This is a genomic window from Streptomyces sp. NPDC087263 (genome assembly GCF_044744645.1).
GTDB lineage: Bacteria > Actinomycetota > Actinomycetes > Streptomycetales > Streptomycetaceae > Streptomyces.
In genome coordinates, this window is sequence record NZ_JBIUYT010000009.1 from 1 (window position 1) to 14,701 (window position 14,701).

The 14,701-nt window shown below is 70.5% G+C and carries 12 protein-coding genes; 5 read left to right on the forward strand and 7 right to left on the reverse strand.

Annotation, left to right across the window (positions count from 1 at the left end; genetic code table 11):
* Positions 1-326 precede the first annotated feature (326 nt).
* Positions 327-1,022 carry a copper homeostasis protein CutC gene (locus ACIPC1_RS27440; RefSeq protein WP_402521453.1) on the forward strand — a complete coding sequence of 232 codons (696 nt, stop codon included), beginning with the start codon at positions 327-329 and terminating at the stop codon, positions 1,020-1,022.
* Between the two features lie 26 nt (positions 1,023-1,048).
* On the opposite strand, the gene ACIPC1_RS27445 is transcribed toward ACIPC1_RS27440, so the two are convergent.
* Positions 1,049-2,245, reverse strand: coding sequence for an MFS transporter (locus ACIPC1_RS27445; RefSeq protein ID WP_402521455.1), 1,197 nt, complete (start codon positions 2,243-2,245; stop codon positions 1,049-1,051).
* A gap of 71 nt (positions 2,246-2,316) precedes the next feature.
* Here ACIPC1_RS27445 and ACIPC1_RS27450 point away from each other — a divergent pair, with 71 nt between their 5' ends.
* A complete protein-coding gene (locus tag ACIPC1_RS27450) occupies positions 2,317-2,676 on the forward strand; it encodes an ArsR/SmtB family transcription factor (protein WP_402521458.1) in 360 nt (119 codons plus the stop codon).
* Here the strand turns inward: ACIPC1_RS27450 and ACIPC1_RS27455 are convergent.
* The gene (locus ACIPC1_RS27455; protein WP_402521460.1) at positions 2,669-4,729 is read right to left on the reverse strand and encodes a HelD family protein; all 2,061 of its coding nucleotides are present in this window, start codon (positions 4,727-4,729) and stop codon (positions 2,669-2,671) included. The genes ACIPC1_RS27450 and ACIPC1_RS27455 overlap by 8 nt on opposite strands.
* Before the next feature lie 316 nt (positions 4,730-5,045).
* On the opposite strand from ACIPC1_RS27455, the gene ACIPC1_RS27460 reads away from it, so the two are divergent.
* Positions 5,046-5,231 (forward strand): hypothetical protein, encoded by a 186-nt coding sequence (locus tag ACIPC1_RS27460; protein WP_402521462.1) that lies wholly within the window; start codon positions 5,046-5,048, stop codon positions 5,229-5,231.
* A 68-nt stretch (positions 5,232-5,299) separates the two neighbouring features.
* Positions 5,300-6,514, forward strand: coding sequence for a glycosyltransferase 87 family protein (locus ACIPC1_RS27465; protein WP_402521464.1), 1,215 nt, complete (start codon positions 5,300-5,302; stop codon positions 6,512-6,514).
* Here the strand turns inward: ACIPC1_RS27465 and ACIPC1_RS27470 are convergent.
* The 5 genes from ACIPC1_RS27470 to ACIPC1_RS27490 form a co-directional block, all read right to left on the reverse strand.
* Positions 6,432-7,397: an alpha/beta fold hydrolase gene (locus ACIPC1_RS27470; RefSeq protein ID WP_402521466.1), complete on the reverse strand. Its 966-nt coding sequence runs from the start codon at positions 7,395-7,397 to the stop codon at positions 6,432-6,434. The genes ACIPC1_RS27465 and ACIPC1_RS27470 overlap by 83 nt on opposite strands.
* Before the next feature lie 172 nt (positions 7,398-7,569).
* Positions 7,570-9,222 (reverse strand): DNA repair helicase XPB, encoded by a 1,653-nt coding sequence (locus ACIPC1_RS27475; RefSeq protein ID WP_402521469.1) that lies wholly within the window; start codon positions 9,220-9,222, stop codon positions 7,570-7,572.
* Between the two features lie 207 nt (positions 9,223-9,429).
* Complete coding sequence (locus ACIPC1_RS27480) at positions 9,430-11,061, reverse strand: MDR family MFS transporter (protein WP_402521472.1); 1,632 nt, start codon at positions 11,059-11,061, stop codon at positions 9,430-9,432.
* Between the two features lie 173 nt (positions 11,062-11,234).
* Positions 11,235-12,452, reverse strand: a complete 1,218-nt coding sequence (locus ACIPC1_RS27485; protein ID WP_402521475.1) for a glycosyltransferase — start codon at positions 12,450-12,452, stop codon at positions 11,235-11,237.
* Positions 12,453-12,506: 54 nt separating this feature from the next.
* Complete coding sequence (locus ACIPC1_RS27490) at positions 12,507-13,820, reverse strand: UDP-glucose dehydrogenase family protein (RefSeq protein ID WP_402521478.1); 1,314 nt, start codon at positions 13,818-13,820, stop codon at positions 12,507-12,509.
* A gap of 247 nt (positions 13,821-14,067) precedes the next feature.
* Here ACIPC1_RS27490 and ACIPC1_RS27495 point away from each other — a divergent pair, with 247 nt between their 5' ends.
* Positions 14,068-14,697, forward strand: coding sequence for a TetR/AcrR family transcriptional regulator (locus tag ACIPC1_RS27495; protein WP_402521481.1), 630 nt, complete (start codon positions 14,068-14,070; stop codon positions 14,695-14,697).
* The last annotated feature ends 4 nt before the right edge of the window (positions 14,698-14,701 follow it).

Sequence of the window (14,701 nt, forward strand, 5' to 3'; positions counted from 1 at the left end):
GGGGGGGGGGGGGGGGGGGGGGGGGGGGGGGGGGGGGGGGGGGGGGTTTGTTTTGGGGGGGGGGGGGGGGGGGGGGGGGGGGGGGGGGGGGGGGGGGGGGGGGGGGGGGGGGGGGGGGGGGGGGGGGGGGGGGGGGGGGTTTGTTCGCCCCCTCCGCCCCTGCCCGTCCCGTTTCTGGGGGCTGCCGCCCCCAGACCCCCGCTTCGGCCTGGACGGCCTCGTCCTCAAACGCCGGACGGGCTGGAAGATCTCCGGCCGGGGGTGGATGATCTCGCGTACGCTTGGATTGGACTAGACCTGTAGCCGCCCCCAAGGGAAGAGGTCCGATGAGCAAGCGTAAGCGTGCACTCCTGGAGGTGATCGCTCTCGGTGTGGAGGACGCGGTCGCCGCTGAGGCCGGAGGCGCGGACCGCCTTGAGCTGGTCACCGACATGGCCGCGGACGGGCTCACCCCGCCGGTGGAGACCTTCGCCGGGATCCGGGCCGCGGTCGACGTCTCGCTGCGCGTGATGCTGAGGCTCTCGGACGGTTTCGCGGCGGGCGATGTCGACGCGCTGGTACGCGTCGCCGGCGAGCTGCGCGGCGCGGGGGCGGACGAGTTCGTGCTCGGGTTCCTCGACGAGCACGGCGGCCCCGACCTGGCCGCCGTGGAGCGGATCGTCGCCGAGCTGCACGGCTGCCGCTGGACCTTCCACCGCGCGATCGACCGCGCCGCCGACCGCGACGCCCTGCGCAAGCCGCTCGCGGACCTGCCGGGCCTCGACGCCTACCTGACCGCCGGTTCCCCGGCCGGGGTCGACGACGGCATGCCCACCCTCCTCGCCGAGGCCGCCCGCAGTGGTGAGCCCGGCTACGAGCCGCAGATCATGGTCGGCGGCGGCCTGCGCCTCGACCACGTGCCCCGGCTGCGTGCCGCGGGCGTCGACGCCTTTCACATCGGCGGGGCCGCCCGGCCCGGCGGCTGGGCCGGGCCGGTCTCGGCGGAGGCGGTACGGGAGTGGCGGCAGGTCCTGGACGCTTAGGACCTGTCCGAGGGGTGTCGTTCGGATCAAGTGGTCGAGCCGGCCGGGCTGGTGGCGGCCTTCGGTGCCAGGCGCCGGAGGTCGCCCGACCGCTCCCGTGTCGTGACCGCGGCCACCGCCGTTGCCAGGACCATCAGGCCCGCTCCCACCAGCAGGAACCAGCGGTCGCCGAAGAGCGCGATCGCCAGGCTGCCGGTGCCGCCCGCCGCCGCCATGCCCAGGTAGAGCGCGCTGCTGTTCAGGGACACCAGGACGGGCGCGTTGGGCGGGTCGAGGGAGGCCACCCGGGTGATCAGGGCGATCGTGATCCCCCAGCCGACCAGCGGGGTCAGAGCGGAGACGACGAGCGCCGTCGGCATGGTGCGCAGGGTCCAGGGCGCGGCGGCGGCGAGGACGACGTACGCCGTGCTGCTCGTCAGGATCACCATGCGTGGCCCCCACTTGTCCACCAGCCGTCCGCCGATCGAGGAGCCGCCGACCGAGGCGATCCCGGAGACCAGGAGCAGCAGCGTCAGCCGGTCCTGGTCGCCGCCGGTCGCCTCGTGCGTGCCCACGGTGTAGTAGATGAACGAGGTCTGGAAGGAGAGGAAGACCAGGAAGGTGGTCAGCGCCGCGCCCAGTACCTGACGGTTGGCGAGCGGTGCCACCCGGTCCCGCAGGCTCAACGCTACGGCCGGTTGCGGGAGTTCGCGCAGCAGCAGGGCGAGGCCCGCGAACGCGGCCACCCCGAGGCCGGTCACCAGCCACATCGTCAGCCGCCAGTCGCTGCGGCCGATCCAGGTGCCCAGCGGGACCCCGAGCGCGGTGGCGACGGTCAGCCCGCCCATCACCACGGCGATGGCCCGGCCGCGCCGCTCCGGTGGCACGAGTCCGGTCGCGACGCCGTTGGCGGTGGGGGTGTAGAGGGCGGCTCCGGCGGCGGCGAGTACCCGGGTGGCGAGCAGGGTGCCGTACGAAGGGGCCAGCGCCGTGAGGCAGTTGGCGAGGGTGAAGACGGTGAGTGCGATGAGCAGGGTGCGACGGCGCGGCCAGCGGGCGGTCGCCGCCGCGAGCACGGGTGCGAGGACCGCGTACGCCAGGGCGAAGACGGTCACCGTCTGTCCGGCGACCGAGATGGAGACGTCCAGATCGCGGGCGATGAGCGGCAGGATGCCTGCCATCACCATCCCGTCCGTTCCGACGGCGAAAGTGCCGAGGGCGAGCAGGAGCAGTCTTAGGCGCACGGGGTCCCCCCAAGTGGTCCGCAAACAGTGCGATGATGGTTTGACATTGGTCAAACAATAGGGACTGTTGGATGATTGTCAAACAGTACGAGGAGGGGAGCCCGGGCATGGGCGAGGAAGGCGAGCGGCTGCCGCAGCCCGACGCGGACGACATCGAGCTGGTCAAGGTGCTGCACGCGCTCGGCGACCCGGTGCGGCTGTCGCTGCTGAAGGTGTACGCGGCCGGTGTGCCGTTCAGCTGTTCACCCGACGCGCTCGGCATCGGGCATCTGCACAAGTCGACCGTCTCGCACCACATGCGCGTCATGCGTGAGGCCGGGATCACCTCGACGCGGGTCGTCGGCCGCAACCGTTATGTCAAGCTGCGGCGCGACGATCTCGACGCCAGGTTCCCCGGCCTCCTGGACGCGCTCCTCGGGCCCCCTATGTGAGCTGGGCGGGCAGCGGCGCCGCGTGCGTCACGATCAGGCCCGACACCGCTCGGGTCAGGGTCACGTACAGGCGGCGCAGACCGGTGCGTTCGTCGGGTTCGCCGTCGACCACGGCCTGTGGCTCGTCAAGGACCACGTAGTCGTACTCAAGTCCCTTGGCGAGCGAGGCGGGCACGAGGGTGAGGCGGGTGTCGGGGGTCGTCTCCTCGCCGGGGCCGAGGTAGGTGATCCCGGCGGTCGTCAGCGCCTCGGCGAGTACGGGGATGCGGGCGTCGGCGCCGATCAGGCCGATCGAACCCTCCTGACGGAGCAACTCCTCGCAGGCCGCGACGACTTCGGAGTCACCGGACGTCGTGCGCACCTCGAAGAAGCCCGGGTTCTCCCGCACCGACGCCACCGGCGTCAGCCCCGGCGCGATGTGCGGCAGCAGCCGGGACGCATACGTGATGACGTCCGTGGGGACACGGAAACCCGCCGTCAGCTCCTCCACCACCGCCTCGCCCTTGCCGAGATGACCGAGAGCCTCGGCCCAACTCCGCGTCGCCCAGGGGGTCGTACCCTGCGCGAGGTCGCCGAGCACGGTCGCCGAACCGGTGGTGCAGCGCCGCCCCACCGCCCGGTACTGCATCGGCGACAGGTCCTGCGCCTCATCGAGGACGACATGCCCGAGCGAGTGCGTCCGCTGTACGAGGTCGGTCGCCTCGTCGATCAACACGGCGTCCGCCAAAGCCCACTTGGCGGCCTTCACGGACCGTGCCGGCTTCTGCCAGAGGATCTCCTTCTGCTCGCCCTCGTCGAGGATTCCCGCCGCGTGTACGGCGAGGAAGTCCGCGTCGGAGAGGAGACGCAGGACGAGCTTGGCCGGATCGACGACCGGCCAGATCGCCTTGACCGCGGCCTTCACGGCGGGGTTGCGGGCGACGGCGTCCTGCACCCGGTCGTCCGGCGCCTCACCCGAACGCTCCATCTGGACAAGGACGGCATGCGCGATCCGCTGCGGAAGGGCGTCGTGGGCGGCGCCGTACCGGATGTCGCGGTCCAGCAACTCCCGGACGATCTTCTCCAGTTCGTACGCGGGGACGCGCCAGCGCCGTGAACCCCGTACGACCATCACCGGCTCGGTCGGCAGCGTCACGTGCGAACGGACCGCCCTGCGCAGCACCTCGGCCATCCGGGCGTCGCCCTTGATGACCGCGGCGGTGGCCCCGTCCGTGCCCCGCACCTCCACATGCGCGACGAGGTCGTCGACCGTCGCCTGCCTGACCTCCAACTCGCCGAGCGCGGGCAGCACTTGCTCGATGTAGTGCAGGAAGGAGCTGTTCGGCCCGATGACGAGGGTGCCGGTGCGGGCGAGCCGCTCGCGATGGGCGTACAGCAGATACGCGACACGGTGCAGACCGACGGCCGTCTTGCCGGTGCCGGGACCGCCCTGCACACAGACGGAGCCGGAGAGCCCCGCTCGTACGATCTCGTCCTGCTCCGGCTGGATCGTCGCCACGATGTCACGCATCGGGCCCACGCGCGGGCGCTCGATCTCCTGCTGGAGCAGCTTGCTGGTGGCCGCCGCCTCGGACGGGTCGGAGAGGTGCTCGTCCTCGTACGCCGTGAGGTCGCCGCCCGTGTAACCGAACCGGCGGCGCAGTGCGACATCCATCGGGTGCTTCTTCGAGGCCTGGTAGAACGGCTGCGACACCGGTGCGCGCCAGTCGATGACCATCGGGTCACCGCCGGCGTCGTGGACGTGCCGCCGCCCGATGTAGAAACGCTCGCCTTCCGCGCCCTCGGCCCTTTCGGTGCCGGGTGCGTGCAGGTAGTCGAGGCGGCCGAAGAACAGCGGGGTGTGGCTGAGGTCGGCGAGGGCCTTGATGCGGTCGTCCATCTGGCGCTGGAGGACGGCCGCGTTCACCCAGTTCGCGGTGACGTCCTTGATGTCGAGGTTCTCGACGTCCTCGCGCATCGCGCGCAGCGCGGCACGGGAGTCACCGAGATGGGTGCGCTCGCGGGAGAGGGGGTCGTCGTCGGCGTGGAGCGGACGGTCGGACGGGCTGGACAAGGGGGTGCCTCCGGGAGACCTGCTGCGTGGGTGATTCCTGGATGCCGTCCGGTTTCCGTCCGGACGGCGGCGCTCCGCGCGGGGAGGCGGGCAAGAGCGGAGATTCTAGGCGAGCGGGGGATCTCGGGGCCAATCGTTTTTCCGCGCCTTCAGGGGTGGGCCTGCTCCTCCGTCTCAGGGGTGCACCCGTAGGAGACCTAGGGGACGGGGTCCGTCGTGAGGCGTACGAGGGGCGGCCCACAGGTGTACGGGGGGACCGCCGAGGTTCGGTCGGAAGGCCGACGCCATCCGGGGCCGCGAGTTCCACCATGGATACATGAGCGCAGCTACCTTCACCCCAGGCCCCCCTGTCCACACCGGCGGTGCGACCGCCGCCTCCGGAGTCCACCGCCGCCACCGCGTCGGTGACGCCCTGCGCGCCGTCAAGGTGTTCGCGGGCGCCGCCCTCAGCGTGGTCCTCCTCGGCGAGTACGGAGAGGAGGCGGGCGTACGGCGTCGGTGAGCCCTATGCCCGACCCGCGGCGGTGAGCCGTACGCCGGGCCGAACTGCCCGGACACTAGGGTCACTCCGTGCTTCAACGGAACGTGATCGAACGCTCACCCATCGACGTCGCCTCCGCGCGCGCCCTGCTGATCGTCTCCCTCGCCGCCTTCTCCGCGCTGTGCGTGGTCACGCGCGCCCCCATGGCCGACGTACTGGTCTACCGGGCCGAAGGCGCGGCCGTGGCGAACGGCACGGATCTCTACGGGTTCACCGTCACCCGGTGGCGGCTGCCCGCGACGTACCCGCCCTTCGCGGCGCTCCTCTTCGTACCGACGACCTGGCTGCCCCTGGTCGCCCTCAAACCGGCCTTCGTCGCCGGGAACGTGGCCCTGCTCGCCGCGCTGGTCCGGCTCTCCTGCCGCCTCGCGGACCTGCCCGCGAAGGCCCCCGCCGTCTGCGCCGCCACCGCCCTCGCCCTCTGGCTCGAACCCGTCTTCCAGACCGTCCTGTTCGGCCAGATCAACCTCGCCGTCGCGGTGCTGATCCTCTGGGACCTCACCCGGCCGACCGGCGCCCGCGGCAAGGGAATCGCGCTCGGCATCGCCGCCGGAGTGAAACTGACCCCGGCCCTCTTCATCGCGTATCTGCTGCTCAGAGGCCGCCGACGGGAGGCGGCCACGGCCGGGTCCGCCTTCGCCGGGACCGTACTGCTCGGCGCGCTCCTACTCCCCGCCGCCAGCGTCGACTTCTGGACCCGGCGGCTGTACGAGACCGGCCGCGTCGGCAAGGTGTGGATCGTCGACAACCAGTCGCTTCAGGGGCTGGTCGCCCGCGCCCTGAGGGAGCCCTCGCCGGGCCTCGCCTGGGCACTGCCCGCGGCGGCCGTCGCCTGCACCGGTCTCTGGCTCGCCCGCCGCGCCCCCCAGGACCGCTGGGGCATCCTGCTCACCGCCACCACGGCCCTCCTCGTCTGCCCCATCAGCTGGTCGCACCACTGGGTGTGGTGCGTACCGCTGATCACCGTGCTCTACGCCGAACGCCGCCTCCGCCTGGCCGCGGCGGTGACGGCCGTCTTCACGGCCCGCACCCTCTGGCTGGTCCCGCACCAGGGCACGCTGGACCTGCGACTCCCGTGGCAGCAGCAGCTATTGGCCTCGCCGTACGCCCTGCTGGGCCTTGCCTTGCTGGGAGCAACTCTGCTGGATCACAGGAACAGGCTCAGTGACGGTCCAGGAAGCTGGTCAGAACGTGGTTCCAGGCCACGGGCTGCTCCCAGTGCGGGTTGTGGCCCGCCTCGCTGATCACGTGCGTCTCGACGTTGTGGAGATGCTGGGCGATGAGCCGCTGGACGGAGGGCGGGGTGTAGAGATCCGCATCGCTGGTGATCAGCTGGACCGGCAGGGTGATGGACTCCAAGGCAGCCCACGTGACCTTGTTGGCCGATGCCTGGGTGAACCCGTCGCCCGCCCTGGACCGTGCGTTGATCGCCTGCCAGGCCGTGACGCCGGCCGGATTGCCGCCGCGGTAGGAGGGCCCCAACTCCTGCACCTCGACCGGCAGTTCACTGAACGGGGCAGGCCGGAGAGAGGCGGAGAGCTGCGCGTAGTCGGTGTCGGTGATGCCGACGACGCTGCTGGAGACGGTGAGGCTGCGCAGCCGGTCCGGGTGGGACAGGGCGTAGTCCACCGCCACCGCGCCGCCGCCGCCCGTGGCCGCGAGATGGAAACGGTCCAGACCGAGGTGGTCGGCCAGGGTGTGCAGATCCCCGGAGGCGGTGTCCGCCTCGGCCTGGTTTCCGGCCACCGAACGGTATGAGCCACGTCGCGAGTAGCCGATCGTCCGGAACCCGGCGCGGGCGAACACCGGCTGCTGGTAGGGCCAGCTCTCGCCGCTCCCGGAACCCGGGTGCAGCAGAACGACGGCCTCCCCGCTGCCGCCGGTGTCCCAGCACCACAGGCTTCCGTCGCCGACGACCGGGACCTGGCGCTCGGTCACCGGCACCTGTTCGGGCACGGGCACCGGCTCCCAGGGCACGGCCCCGGCCCGGCCCGCATCCTGATCAGCGGCCACGGCCCGTCCGGTGCCCAGCCCGGCGACGGCCAGCGCGGCCACGGCCACGGCACCACCGCCCATCAGGCCGCGTCGGCTCGGACCGCGTCCGGGGACCGCACGCTCTCTGCTCATCGACTCTCCTCAGTGCGCACCGCTGTCGGTACCTGCCGCGGGGCACCACCGATGCCCCGCTCCGGATCAGCGACCGTAGTGCCGACGCTCATGAACCGGCTGTGAACGCACGCAGAGAAGATCGGGCAATGTCCCCTGGGGGCACGGCATTTGAGTCATTTCGACAGCGTGCTCAGCTGTCCGTGTCCGCCGTAAGCAACTCGTCCGCGTCCATGATCCGGTAGGCGTACCCCTGCTCCGCCAGGAACCGCTGCCGATGGGCGGCGAAGTCCTGGTCGATGGTGTCGCGGGCGACGACGGAGTAGAAGTGCGCCTTGTGCCCGTCGGCTTTCGGCCGCAGCACGCGCCCCAGCCGCTGGGCCTCCTCCTGCCGGGAGCCGAAGGTGCCCGACACCTGGATGGCGACGGTCGCCTCGGGCAGGTCGATGGAGAAGTTCGCGACCTTGGACACCACGAGGACGGAGATCTCGCCCTCGCGGAAGGCGCCGAACAGCTTCTCGCGCTGCGCGTTGCTCGTCTCGCCCTTGATGACCGGCGCGTTCAAGTGCTCGCCCAGCTCGTCGAGTTGGTCGATGTACTGGCCGATCACCAGGATCTGCTGCCCCGCGAACCGCCGTACCAGCGCCTCCGTCACCTTCCGCTTCGTCGCGGTCGTCGCACAGAAGCGGTACTTCTCCTCGGTCTCGGCGGTCGCGTAGGCGAGGCGCTCGGTCTCGGTGAGATTGACGCGGACCTCGACGCAGTCGGCGGGCGCGATGTAGCCCTGCGCCTCGATCTCCTTCCACGGCGCGTCGAACCGCTTCGGCCCGATGAGGGAGAACACGTCCGACTCACGGCCGTCCTCCCGTACCAGGGTCGCCGTCAGACCGAGCCGGCGCCGCGCCTGGAGGTCGGCGGTGAACTTGAAGACGGGCGCGGGCAGCAGATGCACCTCGTCGTAGAGGATGAGTCCCCAGTCGCGCGAGTCGAAGAGCTCCAGATGCGGATAGACGCCCTTCCGCCTCGTCGTCAGCACCTGGTACGTCGCGATGGTGACGGGCCGGATCTCCTTGCGCGTACCGCTGTACTCGCCGATCTCCTCCTCGGTCAGCGACGTCCGCTTCACCAGCTCGTGCTTCCACTGCCGGGCCGAGACGGTGTTCGTGACGAGGATGAGCGTGGTGGCCTTGGCCTCCGCCATCGCCCCGGCGCCGACCAGGGTCTTGCCGGCACCACAGGGGAGTACGACGACCCCGCTGCCGCCGTGCCAGAAGTTCTCCACGGCCTGCCGCTGGTAGGGCCGCAGCGCCCACCCCGTCTCGTCCAGCTCGATCGCGTGCGCCTCCCCGTCGACGTACCCGGCGAGGTCCTCGGCCGGCCAGCCCAGCTTCAGCAGTGTCTGCTTGATCTGGCCGCGCTCGGAGGGGTGCACGGCGACCGTGTCCGGGTCGAGCCGGGCGCCGACCAGCGGCGCGACCCGCTTGGACCGCAGGATCTCCTCCAGGACCGGCCGGTCGGTGGTGGTGAGGACCAGGCCGTGGGCGGGGTGCTTGCTGAGCGTGAGCCGCCCATAGCGGTCCATCGTCTCCGCGATGTCCACCAGCAGTGCGTGCGGCACGGGATAGCGGCTGAACTCGACGAGCGCGTCCACGACCTGCTCGGCGTCGTGCCCGGCCGCCCGCGCGTTCCACAGCCCGAGCGGCGTCACCCGGTAGGTGTGGATGTGCTCGGGCGCCCGCTCCAGCTCGGCGAACGGCGCGATGGCCCGACGGCACGCGTCGGCGTTCTCGTGGTCGACTTCGAGCAGGAGTGTTTTGTCGCTCTGGACGATGAGAGGTCCGTTCACGCCCGTACCTTTCTGCGCGGCGGCACCCACACGCGGGTGCTTGGCCAAACGTCCAGTGTGCATCACCGGCGGACGATCATGCGTGGCAGTCGCCCAGGCTTGTCCATCACCACACCTGGTCGTCGTTCAAGCCTGGTGGTCGCCCGTGCCTGCTGGTTGCTCACACCTGGTGGTCGCCTGGCTTGCGAGTCGTTCCGAATGACTCGTCTAGTCGGCGGAGAGCTTCGTGTCCGGTACGCGCCAGGCGGCGATCACGAAGGCGATCAGGGTCACGGCGGCGCCGGTGAGGAAGACGACCTGGAGGGCGCTGACGTAGCCCTCCAGGAAGGGCATCGCCACCCGCGAATCGAGGGTGCGCAGGAAGGCCGAGTCCTCCAGGTTCACACTGCCGTCGGCCCGGAGGACGCCCGCCAGCGCGTCGGCGTTCGCCGGCTCTTCGGTCAGTCGGCGGAACGACGGCTCCTGCAAGGCGCTGGTCAGCCGCTCACCGATCCGTGTGCCGGCCAGGGAGAAGAAGATGGAGAGGAAGGCGGCGGCGCCCACCGTGCCACCGTTGGAACGGAAGAAGTTCACCGACGCGGTCGCCGCACCCATGTCCTGGCGCGGTACTTCGGACTGGGCGAGTGTGGTGATCGTCTGCATCGCCGCGCCGAGGCCGGCCCCCATGAACAGCATGCCGATGGAGACGTGCCACAGCGGACTGTCCACCCGCAGCGTCGCGAACACCACCATGGCGACGGTGAGGGAGCCGACGCCCGCCACTAGGTGGACCTTGAACTTTCCCGTACGTGACATCAGCCGGCCGACCACCAGCGTCACCGTCACGTTGGCCACTACCGTGGGCAGCGTGGCGAGGCCGGCCCCGACGGGGCTCATCCCCCGGGCGAGTTGGAGATACAGCGGAAGCATCGTCATGGCGCCGAACATCCCGATGCCGACAACGAAGTGCAGGACGCTGCCCAGGCGGAACGCCTTGATGCGGAACAGCCGCAACGGCAGCAGGGCGGCGTCGGCCATCCGGCGTTCCACCAGGGCGAAGACCACGAGGCCGGTCAGCCCCACGGCGTACAGGGCCAGTGCGCGGGGAGAGGCCCAGCCCCAGCTTCGTCCCTGCTCGGCGATGACGAGCAGCGGGACGATGCCGACCGCCAGCGCCACGGCCCCGCCGTAGTCCAGCCGGTGCCGTACGGGCTGGTGCGGTATGTGCAGTACGCGCAGGATCGCGACCACGGCCAGGGCTGCCAACGGCACGTTGATCAGGAAGATCCAGCGCCAGCCGTCGAGACCGAGCAGGGTGGCGCGCTCCGCGAACACTCCGCCCACCAGCGGTCCGGTGACGCTGGAACCGGCGAAGACCGCCGTGATGTAACCCTGGTAGCGGCCACGTTCACGCGGCGAGGTGATGTCGGCGATGATCGTCATGGCGAGGGACATCAACCCGCCGCCGCCGAGGCCCTGTACCGCGCGGAAGGCCGCGAGTTCGTAGATGGAGGTGGCGAATCCGCACAGCAGGGATCCCACGGCGAACAGGACGATGGCGCACAGGTAGACCGGTCGACGGCCGTAGATGTCGGAGAGCTTCCCGTACAGCGGGGTGGCTATGGTGCCGGCGACGAGGTAGGCGGTCGTCACCCAGGCCTGGGCGGTGAGTCCGTGGAGGTCGTCGGCGATGGTGCGGAGCGCGGTCGAGACCACCGTCTGGTCCAGTGCCGCGAGGAACATCCCGAGCATGAGCCCGGAAAGGACGCTGACGACTTGACGATGTGTCAGTCGCGCAGTTGCTTCCGGTTCACCTCCTGGGCCGTCCGCCGTGTCGGCCGTGCGGGGCGAGGACGTCATAGGAACCTTCTTTGCCGCACGAGCGTGCTTCGGATACGGGCGAGGAGTGGGGCGGGGATAGAGGCGGGGAGAGAGGCGGGAGGCGGGGTCCGTGACCCCGCCTCCCGTAACCGCGCGGAGGGCGGGCCTGCCGCCCGGCCGCGGGGTCACGGGACCCGGCTGCGTGGCGTGCCCTATCCGGCGAGCTTCTCCAGATCGGCGACGGCGTTCTCGACCTCCGGCAGCGTCAGCATCGCCAGACGTGCCCGGCGGGCGTTCGCGCCGATGGCGGAGTCGGCCAGCACGTCACGGCAGACCGTCGCGATGCCGTCCGGTGTGGGGTCGGCGATCTCCAGGCCGATGCCGAGTTCCTGGACGCGCCGTGCGTTGGCGTGCTGATCGCCGAACTGCGGCAGCACCGCCATCGGCGTCGCCGTGCGCAGCGACTCCCGGATGCTGTTGAAACCGCCGTGGGTCAGAAAGAGGTCGACGGATTCCAGCAGTAGCGGCTGCGGCAGCTGTTTGGTGATGTGGACATGCGGCGGCAGGCCGTCGGTGTCCGCCAGGAGGCCCGAGGTCGCCACGACGACGGTGTACTCGTCCAGCCGGGACGCCGCCTTGATGATCGTCCGCAGGGTGTCGACCGGGTCCGGCACCCAGAAGGGCAGGCCCGCGGCGTCCGCGACGTTCGCCCTCTTGTGCACCAGGGGGAGCGCGGTACCGATGGCGGCGAACAGGAGGGGGCGGTCGGTGGGCAGTTCCGCGATCCACGGCGGCAGGACGGAACGGCGGTCCACGGTCACCGTCTGCCGGTACGCCCACGATGCCGGCAGGTGCTTGGCGAAGGAGAAGGCCGGCGGCACGTAGTCGACGCGCCCCTGCGGGACGATGGACAGAGGGTCCTCGTGGGCGGGGAGCCCGTACTCCTCCCGCACAAGGTTGAGGCCTGGGAGGATGTCGGCCGGGTCGATGGTGTTGCTGGTCCCGGACGGGGTGGGCAGCTGCGGGATACCCAGCAGTTCGGCGATCACGACACTGCCCATGTCCATGCCGTCGCGGAGGATGAGATCGGGGACGAAGTCCCGTGCCAGGGGGAGCAGGCTGTCCAGGAGTTCCCTCGCCGCCGGACCGGACAGGGCCTGGGACATGGCGCGCATCCTCAACGCGCTCTGCTGTTCGGCATCGAGTTCCGGGTGGTCACCCAGTTCCTTCAGGGCGTTCGTCGCGTGGGAGACCGGAATGGAGTCGCTGATGGGGCTCGTCACCCGGACGTCGTCGTGTTCGAAGACCGCGGTGAGGTCCGAGGTGGTGGCCACCAGAACCTCATGACCGGCGGCGGCGAGCGCCCGGGCGAGGGGCAGTTGCGCACGCCCGTGCGAGGGGCTGCCGAGGGTGGTGATCAATACACGCACGAATGGGCCTTTCTTTTTTTGGGGGGTTGTCGCGAGGGGGATGCCGGTGCGCGGTCAGACCGCCATCGCGAACGAGCGGCCGATGCCCTCCCAGGACAGTCCGGCGCGGTGGAGCAGCGCCGGGTCGAGGAGGTTGCGGAAGTCGTAGACGACCGGACTCTCCAGCAGTCCGGCGACCGCTTCCCAGTCGAGGTCACGGAACTGGGGCCACTCGGTGAGGACGACGCAGGCACGGGCGTGCTCGACAGCCTTCTCCGGGGTGTCGACGATCGTGAGCAGATCGCTGAGGTCGGGGCGGCTCTCGCTGAGGGCGGGGTCGTACGCGTAGAGCTCGGCGCCACGTTCCCTGAGCAGGCGGGCGACGGCCAGGGCGGGCGAGTCGCGCAGGTCGGAGGTGCCGGCCTTGAAAGACAGGCCGAGCAGTGCCAGCCGTACGCCGTGCAGCGAGCCGTCCGGCGCCGAGCATCCGGTGACCACGCGCTCGACGAGCCGGCGCTGGTGCTCCACGTTGGTCTCGATGGTGGCCCGCAACAGCGGGAACTCCACGCCGGACTCCTCGCAGGCGGTCAGCAGCGCGTGGGTGTCCTTCGGGAGGCAGGAGCCGCCCCATCCGGGTCCAGGACTGAGGAACGCGCCGCCTATGCGCGGGTCGTGGCCTATGCCGGAGACGACGTCGTCGACGTCCGCGTCGAAGCGTTCGCACAGCGTGGCCAGGTTGTTCGCGAAAGACAGCTTCATGGCCAGGAAGAAGTTCGCCGCGTACTTGGTGAGTTCCGCGCTGGCCGCGTCCGTGAGCACCAGCGGGGCGTCGAGTTCGGCGTACAGGTCTGCCACGCGCTGCGCGGCGGCCCGGTCGGCGGCGCCGACCACGATGCGGTCGGGGTTGAGGAAGTCCCGCACCGCGTGCCCCTCGCGGAGGAACTCCGGGTTGCTCACCACGGTCACGTCAGGACGCCCGAGCAGCGCCGCGACGCGCTCGGCCGTGCCCACCGGCACCGTGGACTTGTTGGCCACGACGGCTTCGTACGGCAGGACCGTGCGGATCTCGTCCGCGACGGCCTCGACGGCGGCCAGATCCGCGGCGCCGCCGACTCCCATCGGGGTCGGCAGGCAGAGGAACACCACATCGGCGGCGCTGACGGCGCCCGGGGTCTCCTGGACGAACTCCAGGCGGCCCGAGTCCAGTCCCTCCCTGACGAGTTCCGGCAGGCCGGGTTCCAGGATGTCGACCTCCGCCCGCCGAAGTCGTTCAATCTTGTGGGAGTCGGTGTCCGCGCACACCACCCGGTGGCCGAGGGAGGCCAGGCAGGCGCCGGTGGTCAGTCCGACGTATCCGGTTCCAATGACGGCGATGCGTCGATCAGGCAAGGAAGATCACCACTTCTGCTCGGTTCGGGGGCGGACACCTGGCGCGTGAACCGATGCACCGGCCCTTCGCGGAGTGCTCTCGGCAGTGGCTGTGATAACGGAGAGCCCAAGATCACTGCCCGTTGATCAAAAAAATATGGTTGCCTCAGGCGTGCGTCAACGATCGGTGACAACGTTCGATGACTTTTGGACATGGGTGAAGCTGGGGCGACAGCATGCGGGGCATGACCAAGGAGGAGGTACGGCAGTGAACAGGCCAGACACATCGGACCCGGGCGAAATCTGCTCCGGGCAAGCCCGCAAGTACGACGCGACGGGCACGCGCGCGGCTCTGATGAACGCCGCCACCTCGCGTTTCGGGAAGTACGGCTACGACGGCACCAGCGTTCGGGACATCGCCAAGGAGGCCGGAGTGGACGCGGCCCTGGTCTACCGCTATTTCGGCTCAAAAGAAGCACTGTTCAAAGCGGTGACGACAAGCACCGCCCTGTTCGAGCCGCTGCGCTGCCTACCGCTCGAAGACGTGACGGCATGGATCTGCGACTTCGTCTTCAACGCGCCCAGCGAGGACGAGGTCCCGCATCCGGTGCTGTCGGTGCTCCGCTCCTCCAGCCGGGAGGAGGCCGTCGGGCAGCTCCGCGACGAGATCACCGAAATCTTCTCGGAGTGCTTTGCCCGGCGCCTCGACGGCCCTGATGCCGCGCTGCGGGCCGAGTTGCTCTCGGCCTGGCTGCTCGGCACCACCCTGATGCGTAACGCCATCCGCACCCCGGCGCTGGTCTCCGTGTCGGACAGCACGCTGCTCACGTACCTCCGGGCGGGGATCGACCCGCTGCTGAGCCCGCCCGCCGACCGCGCCGAGACCGAAGGGCGGTGACACC